The sequence below is a fragment of the Paraburkholderia sp. BL6665CI2N2 genome, from assembly GCF_004366535.1.
GTDB lineage: Bacteria > Pseudomonadota > Gammaproteobacteria > Burkholderiales > Burkholderiaceae > Paraburkholderia.
In genome coordinates this window covers 66785-81577 of sequence record NZ_SORC01000001.1, presented here as the reverse complement: position 1 = coordinate 81577, position 14793 = coordinate 66785, and the positions used below count along the sequence as shown (strand labels likewise).

Below are 14793 nucleotides of genomic sequence, written 5' to 3'. Positions count from 1 at the left end.
CCGTAGCAGGACACACGAAGCACGCCCCGGATGCTGTCTCGGGGCGGCACCGAAAATCAATTTCGACCCGTATGCGGCAGGCAGGAGTCGTTCCGTCATCGACCCGGTACGGCTCCAGAGGAATACGAAAATGGCAATCATTGATTTTTTCGACCGCGGGTGGCGCATCAACCCCCACGGCATCGCTTATATCCAGGGCGAACGCAGCTTTTCGTTTCAGGAGATCGGCGAGCTTTCGTGCCGCATCGCCAACGGGCTGCTGGCTGCCGGGTTCGAAAAGGAAGCCAAGGCAGCGGTGTGGGCGGACAACGACGTAATGGGGTGGGGCTGCGCGCTCGGCATGTGGCGCGCCGGCATGGTGTACATCCCCGTCAACGGGCGCAACGCGGCGGCCGAGAACCAATACGTGCTGGACGCTTTCGACTGTGAAGCGCTGTTCTTCACCCAGGCATGTGCACCGATTCTGGAAGAACTGCGGTCCAGCCTGCCGAAGGTCAAGCTGTGGGTGTGCGTTGACGCTGAACTTCCGTGGGCACCGTCGCTCGCCACCTGGAGCGAGGGTCACCTGACCACCATGCCGCGCGTCGAGTACGACATGGACGATATCGTCACGTTGTCGGCAACGGGCGGTACCACGGGTGCCCCGAAGGGCGTGATGAACACGCACCGCGCGTTCCAGACGTACTTCGCACAATTCATGATCGCGTTCCCATATGGAACGCAGCGCCCGGTGAATCTTGCCGCTGCGCCCATGACGCATACCGCGGGGATGATGTCGCTGCCGTGTACCGCACGCGGAGGCACGGTGGTCGTGCTCCCGAAACCGGATCCCGCGCTGCTGCTCGCCGCCATTGCCAAGCATCGCGTCACCGAGTTCTTCTTGCCCCCGACGGTTATCTATCGCCTGCTCGACATCCCCGGCATCGAGCAGCAGGACTTCTCGTCGCTCAAGTATTTCCTGTACGGCGCCGCACCGATGTCGGTAGAGAAGCTCAAGCGCGCCATCGAAGTATTCGGTCCGGTGATGGCCGGTGGTTACGGGCAGACCGAGGCCGCAGCATCGATCTCCAACATGGCGCCCGCCGAGCATTTCGTCGACGGCAAGATCGCGTCTGATGAACGGCTCTCGTCGGTGGGCCGACCGAACCCTCTGATCCGCGTCGAGATCATGAACGATCAGGGCGAGGCGCTGCCGCAAGGCGAGACCGGCGAAATCTGCGTGCGTGGTGACCTCATCATGAAGGGCTACTACAAGGCACCGGACAAGACCGCCGAAACCATCGTCGGCGGCTGGCTGCACACTGGCGACGTCGGCCATCTCGACGCCGAAGGCTACCTGCACATCACCGACCGCAAGAAGGACATGATCATCAGCGGCGGCTTCAACGTGTACCCGAGCGAGATCGAGCAGGTGATCTGGGCGCATCCGGCGGTGCAGGATTGCGCAGTGATCGGTGTGCCTGACGACAAGTGGGGCGAGGCGGTGAAGGCGGTCGTGGAGCTCAGCGTGGGCCAGACAGTAAGCGCCGAGGAACTCGTTGCCTTGTGCAAGGAGAAGCTCGGTTCGGTCAAGGCGCCGAAGAGCGTGGACTTTGTCGGCGCACTGCCGCGCAGCACGATCGGCAAGGTGTTGAAGAAAGACTTGCGCGAGCAGTACTGGCAAGGTCAGCAACGCAAAATCTGAGATGAGCGATAGACGAATGAGCAACATCTACATTGCCGGCATCGCCATGACGGTGTTTGGCCGTCACCTCGAACGCACAATCGACGACCTCGCTGGCGATGCGCTGCGCGGTGCGCTGCAGGACGCAGGCTGCAACGCCGATGCGATCGGTGCGGCCTACTATGGCGGCATTACCAATGGTCCGTTGCAAGGTCAACTGTCGATTCCAGGACAGGTTGTGTTCAGTAAGATCGGTCTGGAAGGCATTCCGGTTTTCAACGTCGAGAACGCGTGTGCGTCCGGCAGCACCGCCGTGCACCTGGCTGCGCAAAGCCTGAAAGCGGGCGTATGCGATGTGGCATTGGCCATCGGCGCGGAAAAGATGAACGTGCCGGACAAGGCGAAATCCTTCGCGCTGTTCGAGGGCGGGTGGGACGTGTCGCGTGTCGAGGAAAACTTTGCTCACCTGATGAGGATGGGCGAGGGCGTTGAGTCGCCACCGGGCTCGGAATCAGACCGGCCCTACAGCCGCTTCATGTCGGTCTACGCGGCGATGTGCCGCTATCACATGAAGACCTACGGCACGACGCAGCGTCAGATCGCTGCGGTCTCGGCAAAGAACCACGGACACTCGGTGCACAACCCGCTTTCGCAATTCCGCAAGCCGTTCACGATCGACGAGGTACTCGCGGCGGTGCCGATCACCTATCCGATCACACTGCCGATGTGCGCGCCGGTGACGGACGGGGCTGCCGCGGCCATCCTCTGCACGGAAGAGGGCCTGCGCCGCATCGGTGCCGATCGCAAGCGTTGCATCCGGATCGCGGCAAGTGTGATCCGCAGCTTCACGCATCGGCGCATCGAAGAGCCGGAAAAACACATCGGTCGTTTGGCGGCGCTACAGGCATACGAGCAGGCCGGACTGGGCCCCGAGGACATGGATGTAGCCGAGGTCCACGATGCCTCGGCCATGGGCGAAATCATCCAGGCCGAAAACCTCGGGTTGGTCGCGCTCGGTCAAGGTGGCCCCGCTGCCGAACGAGGCGATTTCACGATCGGCGGACGTATGCCCATCAATACGTCCGGTGGTCTCGAATCGAAGGGCCATCCGATCGGCGCGACCGGCATCGGTCAACTCTATGAACTGGTCACGCAATTGCGTGGGGAGGCCGGTGCACGCCAGGTGCTCGGCGCGCGGCATGCGATTCAGGAAAACGGGGGAGGCTTCCAGGGAATCGAAGAAGCAGCGCTTGCCGTTCATATTTTGAGTAAAGATTGACGGAGTTTGAGATGACCAAGGGGCTCGATACCAAGCAGGCCGGTCAATCCGGACTGACGAGGCGCACTTTCGTAAAAGGTGCAGTAGCGACTGCCGTTGTCGTGCCGGCCGCCGCAGCCATGCAGAGTGCGCTCACGGCGCCGCGGGACGACGCCAAAGAAGTGGCCGACCTTGAAAAATATCGGGCGCTGGGCGGATGGGTCGAGAAGCCCGATGACATGCAATCCGCGCTTGAGGGCGATGTCAGCGCGGATGTGATCGTCGTGGGTGCTGGCTTCGCAGGCCTTTCCGCTGCACTGGAACTTGCCAGGCAGGGTGCGAAAGTGATTGTCCTCGAGCGTGAGTTTGCAGGCTTTGGCGCAAGCGGGCGCAATGCCGGCTACCTGGGCGGTGCTATTGCGCTTGAATACGATCTGTTCCTCAAGGATGTCGGCAAAGAACGCGCGCAGGAGATTGTCCGCTACTACGAAGACGCCGTCCCCTTCGTTGAAGGCAAGCTCAAGGAGCACGGCATCGACTGCGACTACAACCCGTCCGGGTTGATTCGCGCGGGCATTGATTCGTCACAAGAAAAAAAAGTACGCGAGGGCGTACAGGCGAGCGCGGAGTTTGGTGTCCAGTCAGCGTTTCTGGACGAGGCTCAGATGCGGGCACGGGGCATTCCCCCGGCGTTCCTGTTTGGTGAGTACACACCGCGCGGCGGCACGCTCCACCCGGGCAAGTACGTGATGGGTTTGCGGCGCGCAGCACTTCGGGCGGGTGTGAAGCTCTACGAGAACACGCCGCTGCTGTCCTATACGGAAGGGCCCCTGATTCAGGTGAAAACGCCGCACGGTAGCGCAAGTGCTCCAGTGCTGATGCTCGCCACGAACGCTTATACCCCGCAGCTCGGCCTGCTTGCGGACAAGGTGGTGCCCTTGCGGGTATCAGCCATGGAGACCGAACCGCTTTCCGCGGCACAACTGAAATCGTTGGGCTGGGCGCGACGCGAAGGCATCATGACTGCACATTGGGTCATGGAAAGCCATCGGGTGACAGCGCAAAACACGCTGCTGGTGACCACCAAGCGACTCAACTATCCGTACGGATCGAAGACGCCGAATGTACCTGACTACGATCAGTACCGTGAGCTGAGGATCGCCATGCGCGACCGTTTCCCGACCTTGAGAGACGTTGCGATGCGGGCGTGTTGGAGCGGCTATATCAGCTTCGCCAACGATGCGCTCCCGGTGGTTGGCACGACCGGAGCGAACCAGAACATTTACTACTCCGCCGGGTGTTCGGGGCATGGTGTGGCGGCCCAATCCATGGTCGGCCACATGATTGCCCAACGGATTCTCGGTACCGAGCCGCCGCTGCTCACGGCGGTGCGCCACGAGTCGCCCTCGACGCTTCCCGAACCATTTCGATGGTGTGCCATGAAAGGGGCGCTGGCTGGCGCGGCCATTATGGACGACTGGGTAAACAGTAAGGTGAGAGGCGCCAAGGCATAAAGGCAAGCGCTTTTTAACTGCAAAAGGAAAGGAGGAGCACAACATGATTCGCCTGAAGAAAAACGTGGAGTTGCCAGCGGCCGGGCTGACCGGTTTCGAGACGCCGCTGAGTGAAGAGGAAAGTGCGATCCAGAGCAGCGTCCACCGCTTTGCGCGCGACGTGCTTCGTCCGATTGGCCGGGAACTCGACCGCATGACGCCGGAAGATGTGATTGCCCCCGGGTCGCCATACTGGACGGCCATGATCGAGAGCGCAAAGCTCGGGCTCGACCCGCAATTGATTGCGCAATTCCCGCCAGAGATGGGTGTTCGGATCGAGTCGATTATCGGCGAAGAACTCGGCTGGGGCGATTCCGGTCTGGCGGTTTCGCTCGGTGTTGCGGGCATGCCGTTGATGATGGCTCAATCGGTCGGCAATCAGGAACTGATCGACATGTGTACCGGCAAGATCGGCTGCTGGGCGAATACGCAGCCCGATCGCGGTTCTGACGGGGCGATTCTCTACCGCGAAGAGATCAGCGCGCATGGCAAGCAGCCGGTCGGGAACGTCTACGCCAAGGTCGGTGCAGACGAGATCGTCATCAACGGGCAGTACTCGTCGTGGGTGTCGAACGGATCGGTGGCACAGGTCGCGCTCGCCTACATGGCAGCGGACTATGGGGATGGTTTCTACGGTACCGGTGAGAACGCTGCCCAGACGAACGGTATTGGCATGATCATTCCGCTCGATCTGCCAGGCATCTCGCGAGGCAAGCCGCTGGACAAGATCGGCCAGCGCGCGCTGCCGCAGGGCGAGATCTTCTTCGACAACGTCAGGGTTCCGAAGCGTTTCGCCATCGCGATGAAGGATGAATACCTCGGCAACCTGACCTCGACGTGGTCATTCGGTGGAACGCATATGTGCCAGGTCTTTACCGGCGTGGCTCGCGCCGCGTTTGAAATGGCGCTGGCCTATTGCCACGAACGCAAGCAGGGCGGCGGCTTCCTCATCGAGCACCAAATGACGCAACTGCGCCTGGGCGACATGCTGCGCCGGCTGGAGATGGCACGTGCCATTGCCCGTCGCAGTCTCGCGTTCGCGAGGATGTCGCCGCAAACCCATCCCTACGCGACTGCGCAGGCCAAGGTCAGCGTGACAGAGGAAGCCATGAAGATCACGCACGAGGCATTCCAGCTCTTCGGCGGCAACGGGACCACGCGCGAGTATCCGATCGAGAAGCTCTTCCGCGACGTCCGGTCCGCGTTGATCGAAGACGGCGAAAACTACCACCTCACAATGCGCCTTGGCGTGCTCGCAAGCCGGCTCTATCAGAACGGCTGGACGAAGGAATAAGCGAGACGCGCCGTCGCTCCCGGGTTGGAGCGGGCGGCGCATCTCCAGATTCCGCTACGGGCCGCGGCCGAGCGTTTCGGGCCGCATTTGTTTGAGAGGCCGGCACAATACGACGCTGTATTTGAATCGTGGAGCGCCTTGCCCGGCGAGCCCAGTTATGGAGCATGGCACAACGTGACGTTTCCATTAAGGAGGTCATGGTGAATATGATTAGTATGTCGAAACAAGTTTCGATGGCGGTCCTGTTGGTTTCCGTGGCTGTTGTTGCCCACGCCCGTGGAGGCGGAGTATCTCGTCCTGACCGATCGATTCCGCATTCGGTGGCTTTGTCGAGTGAGAATCCGGCCGAATCGGACGCAGCGACGGCGAAAGCAAACGTGAACATGGCTCAGGCGGCAAGCGCCAGTCCGGTTTCGGGAAAAACCCGGGCCCAAGTGCAGGCGGAAATCCTGCAGGCAGGAGAGGCGGGGATGCTTCCATCGCGTGGCTTCGACTACCCGCCGAACGCGGACACGATTTCACGGAATCGCGCGCGATATCTGCGGCTCGAGCAGGCGTGGAAAGACGACGGAGTGCTTCCTGGCGCGAGCCAGTAAGCAGCGTCGAGGATTGAATCAGGAGACGAAATGAAAGTGCTGGTAGCGGTGAAGCGTGTCGTTGATGCGAATGTGAAAGTTCGCGTCAAGGCTGACGGATCGGGAGTCGATTTGGCGAACGTGAAGATGAGCATCAATCCGTTCGACGAAATCGCGGTCGAGGAGGCGGTGCGGCTGAAGGAAGCCGGCGTTGCGACTGAGGTGATTGTCGTTTCGTGTGGCGCGAGCACGTGCCAAGAGACATTGCGGGGGGCGCTGGCGATCGGCGCGGATCGCGCGATCCTGATCGAGTCGAACGACAGCGTCGAGCCGCTGGCCGTCGCGAAGATTCTAAAAGCGCTGGTCGACAAGGAACAGCCGCAGATGGTGATCCTCGGCAAGCAGGCGATCGACGACGACTCGAACCAGACGGGCCAGATGCTGGCTGCGCTGGCGGGGCTGCCGCAAGCGACGTTCGCGTCGAAGGTGACGATCGCCGATGGCAAGGCCACGGTTGCGCGTGAAGTGGACGGCGGCGCGGAAACGCTGTCCCTGACGCTGCCGGCAGTGGTCACGACCGACCTGCGCCTGAACGAGCCGCGTTACGTGACGCTGCCGAACATCATGAAGGCAAAGAAGAAGCCGCTGGAAACGGTGAAGCCGGAAGACCTCGGCGTCGATGTCGCGCCGCGTCTGAAGACGCTGAAGGTGGTCGAGCCGCCGAAGCGCGCGGCCGGCGTGAAGGTGCCGGACGTGAAGACGCTGGTCGAGAAGCTGAAGACCGAAGCCAAGGTGCTGTAAGAGGGAGCGGAAAGAAATGACGATTCTGGTGATTGCAGAACACGACAACGCGTCGATCAAGGCCGCGACGCTGAACACGGTGGCGGCCGCAGCGAAGATTGGCGGTGACATCCACGTGCTGGTCGCGGGCCACAACGCGCAAGCGGCGGCCGACGCGGCAGCGAAGATCGCAGGCGTGTCGAAGGTGCTGCTGGCCGATGCGCCGCAACTGGCCGCAGGCCTGGCGGAAAACGTCGAGGTGACCGCGCTGAACATCGCGAAGGATTATTCGCACATCCTCGCGCCGGCCACCGCGTATGGCAAGAACATCGCGCCGCGTATCGCCGCGAAGCTGGACGTCGCGCAGGTCTCGGACATCACGGCGGTCGATTCGGCCGACACGTTCGAGCGCCCGATCTACGCCGGCAACGCGATCGCGACGGTGCAGTCGAGCGATCCGATCAAGGTCATCACGGTGCGTGCAACGGGTTTCGATCCGGTGGCGGCGGAAGGCGGTAGCGCATCGGTCGACAAGATCGAAGCAGCGGCAGACGCCGGCAAGTCGCAGTTCGTGAGCCGTGAAGTGACGAAGCTGGACCGTCCGGAACTGACGTCGGCCAACATCATCGTGCCGGGCGGCCGCGGTCTGGGCAGCGGCGAGAACTACACGAAGGTGCTGGAGCCGCTGGCGGACAAGCTGTCGGCCGCACTCGGCGCGTCGCGCGCGGCAGTCGACGCCGGCTACGTGCCGAACGACTACCAGGTCGGCCAGACCGGCAAGATCGTCGCACCGCAGCTGTACATCGCGGTCGGCATTTCGGGTGCGATCCAGCATCTGGCCGGCATGAAGGATTCGAAGGTGATCGTCGCGATCAACAAGGATCCCGAAGCGCCGATCTTCAGCGTGGCCGACTATGGCCTCGTCGGCGATCTGTTCACGCTCGTGCCGGAGCTGACGTCGTCAATTTGAGCGGGCAAGCCGAAGCGGTGACCCGCACAGGGCGGGCACCGTCATCATGTAGATAGAGGCTGTATGGCAAAAAAATCTTCTCCAACCAGTACGGCAAACCTGCAGCGCAGGCAATGGCTCAAATATGCCGGGGCCTCGGCTGCCGCGGGCACGCTCGCCGTGAGCGCCCAACAGTCGTATGCCGCAGTCACCACGGGCGCGAGAAGCACTGACGGCATTCTCGATGTCGCCATCATCGGTGCTGGACTGGCCGGCCTGACTGCCGCGCGAGACCTGCGTAAGGCGGGCTGCGAGTCCTTTCTGGTGCTCGAAGCCCGGGATCGCGTGGGAGGGCGAACGCTCAACTACAACATTCCCGGTGGGTACGTTTCGGAAGTCGGCGGACAGTGGATCGGCCCGGGCCAGACTGCCGTCGCCGATCTCGCGCGCGAACTGGGCGTCGGAACTTTCCCAACCTATTACGACGGGAAGACAGTCGTTCTGGGCGGTGAAGGGCGCGTGACAGTCGATTTGAAGGGCACCTTCGGTACCGACGAGGCGGTCGCGGCCAAGCTCAGCAAGCTCTCGCGCGACGTCCCCGGTGGTGCGCCGTGGAAGTCTTCGAAGATCGGCGAACTGGACAGGCTTTCGGTCGGGGATTGGCTGGCGAAGCAGGATATCAAGCCGGAAGACCAGGTGAGCTGGAATGCCAGCATCATTCTCTCGGGTGGCGCGGCGCCGGCAAAGATGGGGTTGCTGCATTTCCTTTCGATGATCAATTCGGCGGATTGCGATTATTCTCAACTCGACGCCATCAAGCACAGCGCCCAGGAAACCCGCTTCATCGGCGGCTCGCAAATCCTCAGTATCAAGATGGCCCAGCAACTCGGCGACAAGGTCCGCTTGTCTTCACCGGTTCGCCAGATTTCCGGATGGGACAGCGACGTCGTCACCCTGCATTCGGACCATGGAGAAGTACGGGCGCGTACCGTCATCATGGCCATCCATCCGGCCTTGTGTCATCAGATGCAGTTCGATCCGCCCTTGCCCGAAAAGCGTGCGGCCCTGCAGGGCGCCTGGCCCGCGCATTCCCCCGCGCGGAAGACGGCCATGGTTTATCGCCGCCCGTTCTGGCGCGACAAGGGCATGAACGGCAGCATCTTCCAGGTCAATGGCCCCATTCTTTGGGCCTTCGACAACTCCCCGCCCGGTGGGGAGATCGGGGTCATCAACGCGTTCGTCGGGAATGCGATGGTCCCGTCCGAACGGGACGCTGCAATGGCCATGCATAAGCAGTTCTACGCGCAGGCATGGGGCGACGAAGCGCTTTCTCCCATCGCCTATCACGATCAGGACTGGAGCAAGGCCGATCCCTGGACGATTACCTGCGTTTCCGCAATTCCGCCGGGCTTCTGGAGCGCGCACGGCGAGGCGCTGCGCCCGTCGTGCGGCAAGCTGATCTGGTCGGGAACGGAGACGGCAGATATCTGGGCCGGTTACATGGATGGCGCAGTGCGTTCCGGCCATCATGGCGCACTTCAGGCGCTGAATTCCCTGCGTCGAGCGTAGGAGGGTATCAATGAAAAAAATTCTATTATTTGGCATTCCTCTGGTTGCCGTCCTGCTGCTCGCCATTTTTGGTTCCGATCTGCTGGGCCTTTATCGACTTCAGAGCTATGTCACGACGTCGGCGGCCGCTTACGTTGCCGATGGCGGGCCATGGCCACACGTGGTCGACACCTGCACCGTCTGCCATGGAGTCAAAGGAAACTCGCTCCATCAGGGATATCCGAGCCTGGCGGGGCAGCCCGCGCCTTACCTGGAAACACAGCTCCACAATTTCGCGAGTGAGGCGCGGCGCAATCCGAACATGGGACCTCTCGCTAAGACGATGAGCGACCCGCAGATCAAATCGCTGGCTGCGTATTTCGCAAGTGTGACTCCGGTCGCGAATCACTACTTCCAACCGGATGCACGGTTGCGCGAGAAGGGACAGCGCCTGGTGGCCGCGGGCAACTGTGTCGCATGTCATGGTGCCCAACTGATGGGCCACGACCAGTTTCCGCGGTTGGCCGGTCAGGGATACGACTATCTGCTTGCGCAGTTCGACGAGTTCGCTTCCGGCATCCGCAGTGAACCCACAGGCGTCATGAAAAATCTAGCGACTGGTTTTTCGCCAGAAGACCGCCAGGCCATTGCCATCTATCTGGCAAGCCTTGACCCGAAGAAAAATTGACCTATCAGATACAACCGGAGTTTGGAGTTTAGTCATGGACCTCAGATCTGTCGTTCTCGTTCTCTCTAGTGCGTTGCTGGCGTGGAGTTCATTTTTCCACGGCTGGAAGTTCGTCAAAAGACGCAACTTTCTTCTCGGGCTGGAGATGTGGATTGTGGGTATCTCCGCGACGAACGCTATCGGATACTTTGCCACCGGGAACGCCGTTTCCTATGAGGTAGCGCATTTCTTTGACGCGTTCTCCCGTGGATTCGGCATGCCTATCATCGCCGTTGCGGGTCTGATGGCGATTACGCACGGGTACAAGCCGACAGTTCGCCAGGACGTCGCGGCATTTGTCGTCCCGGCTGCACTCACATTCGTCCTCGTGGGATCGGACTTCGTCGCTCCGGTTTTGCCCTACTTCTATCTGACGATGTGGATCCTGCTGTCGATCTATCTCGCGTACTTCATTAAAAGGCTCCTGGAAATAGGTGAGACGCTCCGTGCGCTGGCCTTGGCGTTAGGCCTGGTGACTTCACTCGGCATTGCGGGTATTTATGATTTTTACAAGATCCCGGGCGACGAAACGAACGTGTTTTTCAATTTCTACACCCTTGCTTTGTGCTCGTGGGCCTACCTCATGGCGGCGATCTATCACGGCTATTGTGCTATCGAGGGAACGAAAAGCGGCGGGGCCGTGCTGAAATCGCCCACACCGTACCGCAGCTGACTTGCTTCTCGACGCGCTCTCGAACGCCGGCGAGGTGGTCATCGTGCTGGTTCCGCCTCTGTGGATGTTGTTGTTCGGTGGGCAGTTGCTGGGCCGCGCACGAAAGCAGCCGGCACGCTTGCAAGGTGTTAGAGCGACCACCTAAGGCAACTCTCAAACGTATCTCAACACAGGATTGAATATGACTACCCTGATCGTGAACTACCCAAGCACGGAAGGTGCGACCTTTGACCGTGAGTATTACCTTTCGAAGCATGCTCCCCTTGTCGGCTCGGCGTGGAGCGAGTTCGGTCTGCAATCGGCCGAAGTCCTGTTTCCATCAACGAAAGCACAGCCCTTCGCATGCGTTGCGATACTGCGTTTCAACGATCAGGCCGCGATCAATAGGGTCCTTTCTTCCGCCAAAACTGCCGAGGTAATGGGTGACGTGAAAAACTTCACCACTATCACTCCGACGATTTTCTGCGCGGACGATTGACAGATCGCTCGGCTGGCCCGACTTCGTCACTACCGTCGGGCCTGCAATCCTTGCGATGAACGATGCCATGTGAAAAATAGAATTGTCCGATGACACTATTGATTGGAATTCCTCTAGAAGCTGCCGCCGGCGAACGGCGCGTTGCGACCGTGCCCGAAGTGGTCGAGAAGCTGATCAAGCTGGGGTTTTCGGTCGCCGTCCAAAGCGGCGCCGGTGCCGGCGCGAATTTTGACGACGACGCGTATCGTGCGGCCGGTGCGAGCATCGCCGCTACAGCGGCCGAGCTGTGGTCGGGCAGCGATATCGTTTTCAAGGTGCGCCCGCCGAGCACGGAAGAAGTCGCGCTGATGCGCGAAGGCGGCACGCTGATCGGCTTCGTGTGGCCCGCGCAGAATCCCGAACTGATGCAGCAGCTGGCTGCGAAGCGTGCCACCGTGCTCGCGATCGATTCGCTGCCGCGCACGCTGTCGCGCGCACAGAAGATGGACGCGCTCACGTCAATGGCCGGCATCAGCGGCTACCGTGCAGTGATCGAGGCCGCGCATGCATTCGGCCGCTTCCTGAACGGGCAGGTCACCGCGGCCGGCAAGGTCCCGCCGGCCAAGGTGTTCATCGCGGGCGCCGGTGTGGCCGGTCTGGCCGCGATCGGTACGGCGGCCAGCCTCGGCGCGATCGTGCGCGCGAACGACACGCGGGCGGAAGTGGCCGACCAGGTCAGGTCGCTCGGCGGCGAGTTCGTCAAGGTCGACTACGAAGAAGAAGGCTCGGGCGGCGGCGGTTACGCGAAGGTGATGAGCGAAGGCTTCCAGCAGGCGCAGCGCGCGATGTACGCGCGGCAGGCGAAGGATGCCGACATCATCATCACCACCGCGCTGATCCCCGGCAAGCCGGCGCCGAAGCTCATCACCGCCGAGATGGTGCAGTCGATGAAGCCCGGCAGCGTGATCGTGGACATGGCCGCCGAACAGGGCGGCAACTGCGAACTCACGGTGCCCGGCGAAGCCGTCGTGCGCCACGGCGTGACGATCGTCGGCTATACCGATCTCGCATCGCGCCTGCCGCGGCAATCTTCCACGCTGTATGGGACCAACCTGCTGCGTGTGGTCGAGGAGCTGTGCAAGGGCAAGGACGGCACGATCAACGTCGACTTCGACGATGATGCGATCCGCGGCCTCACCGTCATCAAGGAAGGCAACGTCACGTGGCCGCCGCCGATCAAGCAGGCGGTCGTCGCGCCCAAGCCCGCGGCAGCGGCACCCGCAGCTGCCGCACCGGCGAAATTGAAAGGCCACGGTCACAGCGGCGAGCCGATGTCGGCCAAGTCGCTCGCGATCGTATTCGCGATCGGCGCGCTGGCGTTCCTGTTCGTCGGCCAGTTCGCACCGGCCAGCTTCCTGTCGCATTTCACGGTGTTCGTGCTCGCGTGCTTCGTCGGCTACATGGTGATCTGGAACGTCACGCCGTCGCTACACACGCCGCTGATGAGCGTGACCAACGCGATCTCGTCGATCATCGCGATCGGCGCGCTCGTGCAGGTCGCGCCGCCGCTGGGCGAGCCGGCCAACGCCGGCGACCGTCCGTCCGGGCTGATCCTCGGCCTCGCGGTGGGCGCACTCACGCTCACGGCCGTCAACATGTTCGGCGGCTTCGCGGTGACACGACGCATGCTGGCGATGTTCCGCAAATAAGGGGACGAAAACAATGACTGCAAACCTGACGACCGTCTCCTATATCGGCGCCGCGATCCTGTTCATCCTCAGCCTCGGCGGCCTCGCCAATCCCGAGACCGCGCGTCGCGGCAACCTGCTCGGCATGATCGGCATGCTGACCGCCGTGCTGGCCACCGTGCTTGGCCCGCGCGTGTCGGCCGCGGGCATTCCGTACGTGAGCGCCGCGCTCGTCGTCGGCGGCGCCGGCGGCCTGTACGCCGCGAAGAAAGTGCAGATGACGCAGATGCCGGAACTGGTCGCGCTGATGCACAGCCTGGTCGGTCTCGCGGCCTGCCTCGTCGGCTTCGCGAGCTATATCGACACGTCGGTGCAGTTCACCGGCGCCGAGAAGGCCATTCACGAGGTCGAGATTTATGTCGGCATCCTGATCGGTGCAATCACGTTCACAGGCTCGATCATCGCGTTCGGCAAGCTGTCGGGCAAGATCGGCGGCAAGCCGCTGCTGCTGCCGGCGCGGCACTGGATGAACCTGGCCGCGCTGCTGATCGTGATCTACTACGGCCGCGCGTTCCTGCATGCGGAAAGCATCCAGGACGGCATGCTGCCGCTCGTCGTGATGACGGTGATCTCGCTGCTGTTCGGCGTGCACATGGTGATGGCGATCGGCGGCGCGGACATGCCGGTCGTGGTGTCGATGCTCAACAGCTACTCCGGGTGGGCGGCGGCGGCGACCGGCTTCATGCTCGGCAACGACCTGCTGATCGTGATCGGCGCGCTGGTCGGCTCGTCCGGTGCGATCCTGTCGTACATCATGTGCCGCGCGATGAACCGCAACTTCATCAGCGTGATCGCGGGCGGTTTCGGCAGCGGCGCGGGCGCACCGGCGGCAGTCGGCAGCGGCGCGGCACAGCCGGCCGGCGAAGCGGTGGCGGTGAGCGCGGTGGAGACGGCCGAGCTGCTGCGCGAGGCGAAGCGCGTGATCATCGTGCCGGGCTACGGGATGGCCGTGGCGCAGGCCCAGCACACCGTGTTCGAACTCACGAAGCTGCTGCGTGAAAAGGGTGTCGACGTGCGTTTCGCGATTCACCCGGTCGCGGGTCGCATGCCGGGGCACATGAACGTGCTGCTGGCCGAGGCGAAGGTGCCGTACGACATCGTGCTGGAAATGGACGAGATCAACGGCGACTTCCCGGAGGCCGACGTGTCGATGGTGATCGGCGCGAACGACATCGTGAACCCGGCCGCGCAGGACGATCCGATGAGCCCGATCGCCGGCATGCCGGTGCTCGAAGTGTGGAAGGCGAAGACGTCGATCGTGATGAAGCGCAGCATGGCCTCCGGCTATGCGGGCGTCGACAATCCGCTGTTCTACAAGGACAACAACCGCATGTTGTTCGGAGACGCGAAGTCGATGCTCAATGAAATCTTTGGCGCGCTGGCGGTCTGATTGTCCATTTTACTTGCCGCGAGATCGGGGCGGAACTGCGCCCCGACTTGCGGCACGATTCGTGACGTTTTCTCGGAGCGCGTACGCCCTGATGGCGCACGGGGAGCCATTCCTGACGACGCCTTTCTACCCAGCGAGAAACCGTCTAAAGCAGGCTTGACGGGACGATTGCGCCAGG

The 14793-nt window shown here is 62.1% G+C and carries 13 protein-coding genes; all 13 read left to right on the top strand.

The window, feature by feature from the left end:
* The first annotated feature begins 130 nt into the window (after positions 1–130).
* Entirely contained in the window at positions 131–1684 is a 1554-nt protein-coding gene (locus tag B0G81_RS00380; protein WP_134132355.1) for an AMP-binding protein, read from the top strand.
* A 16-nt stretch (positions 1685–1700) separates the two neighbouring features.
* Entirely contained in the window at positions 1701–2942 is a 1242-nt protein-coding gene (locus B0G81_RS00375) for a thiolase family protein (RefSeq protein ID WP_134132352.1), read from the top strand.
* Positions 2943–3061: 119 nt separating this feature from the next.
* Positions 3062–4435: an FAD-binding oxidoreductase gene (locus tag B0G81_RS00370; protein ID WP_243856737.1), complete on the top strand. Its 1374-nt coding sequence runs from the start codon at positions 3062–3064 to the stop codon at positions 4433–4435.
* 43 nt (positions 4436–4478) lie between these two features.
* Positions 4479–5768: an acyl-CoA dehydrogenase family protein gene (locus B0G81_RS00365; RefSeq protein ID WP_134132348.1), complete on the top strand. Its 1290-nt coding sequence runs from the start codon at positions 4479–4481 to the stop codon at positions 5766–5768.
* Positions 5769–5932: 164 nt separating this feature from the next.
* Positions 5933–6364 carry a DUF4148 domain-containing protein gene (locus B0G81_RS00360; protein ID WP_134132345.1) on the top strand — a complete coding sequence of 144 codons (432 nt, stop codon included), beginning with the start codon at positions 5933–5935 and terminating at the stop codon, positions 6362–6364.
* 30 nt (positions 6365–6394) lie between these two features.
* Positions 6395–7144, top strand: coding sequence for an electron transfer flavoprotein subunit beta/FixA family protein (locus B0G81_RS00355; protein ID WP_134132342.1), 750 nt, complete (start codon positions 6395–6397; stop codon positions 7142–7144).
* A 16-nt stretch (positions 7145–7160) separates the two neighbouring features.
* Entirely contained in the window at positions 7161–8093 is a 933-nt protein-coding gene (locus B0G81_RS00350; protein ID WP_134132338.1) for an FAD-binding protein, read from the top strand.
* Between the two features lie 63 nt (positions 8094–8156).
* Entirely contained in the window at positions 8157–9641 is a 1485-nt protein-coding gene (locus tag B0G81_RS00345) for an FAD-dependent oxidoreductase (RefSeq protein ID WP_134132334.1), read from the top strand.
* 10 nt (positions 9642–9651) lie between these two features.
* Entirely contained in the window at positions 9652–10308 is a 657-nt protein-coding gene (locus B0G81_RS00340; protein ID WP_134132331.1) for a c-type cytochrome, read from the top strand.
* A gap of 34 nt (positions 10309–10342) precedes the next feature.
* Complete coding sequence (locus B0G81_RS00335) at positions 10343–11020, top strand: hypothetical protein (protein WP_134132328.1); 678 nt, start codon at positions 10343–10345, stop codon at positions 11018–11020.
* Between the two features lie 181 nt (positions 11021–11201).
* The gene (locus B0G81_RS00330) at positions 11202–11498 is read left to right on the top strand and encodes an EthD family reductase (RefSeq protein WP_106285734.1); all 297 of its coding nucleotides are present in this window, start codon (positions 11202–11204) and stop codon (positions 11496–11498) included.
* 89 nt (positions 11499–11587) lie between these two features.
* Positions 11588–13186, top strand: coding sequence for a Re/Si-specific NAD(P)(+) transhydrogenase subunit alpha (locus B0G81_RS00325; protein ID WP_134132326.1), 1599 nt, complete (start codon positions 11588–11590; stop codon positions 13184–13186).
* A gap of 13 nt (positions 13187–13199) precedes the next feature.
* On the top strand, positions 13200–14615 hold the full coding sequence (gene pntB, locus B0G81_RS00320) for a Re/Si-specific NAD(P)(+) transhydrogenase subunit beta (protein WP_134132324.1): 1416 nt from the start codon (positions 13200–13202) through the stop codon (positions 14613–14615).
* Positions 14616–14793 lie beyond the last annotated feature (178 nt).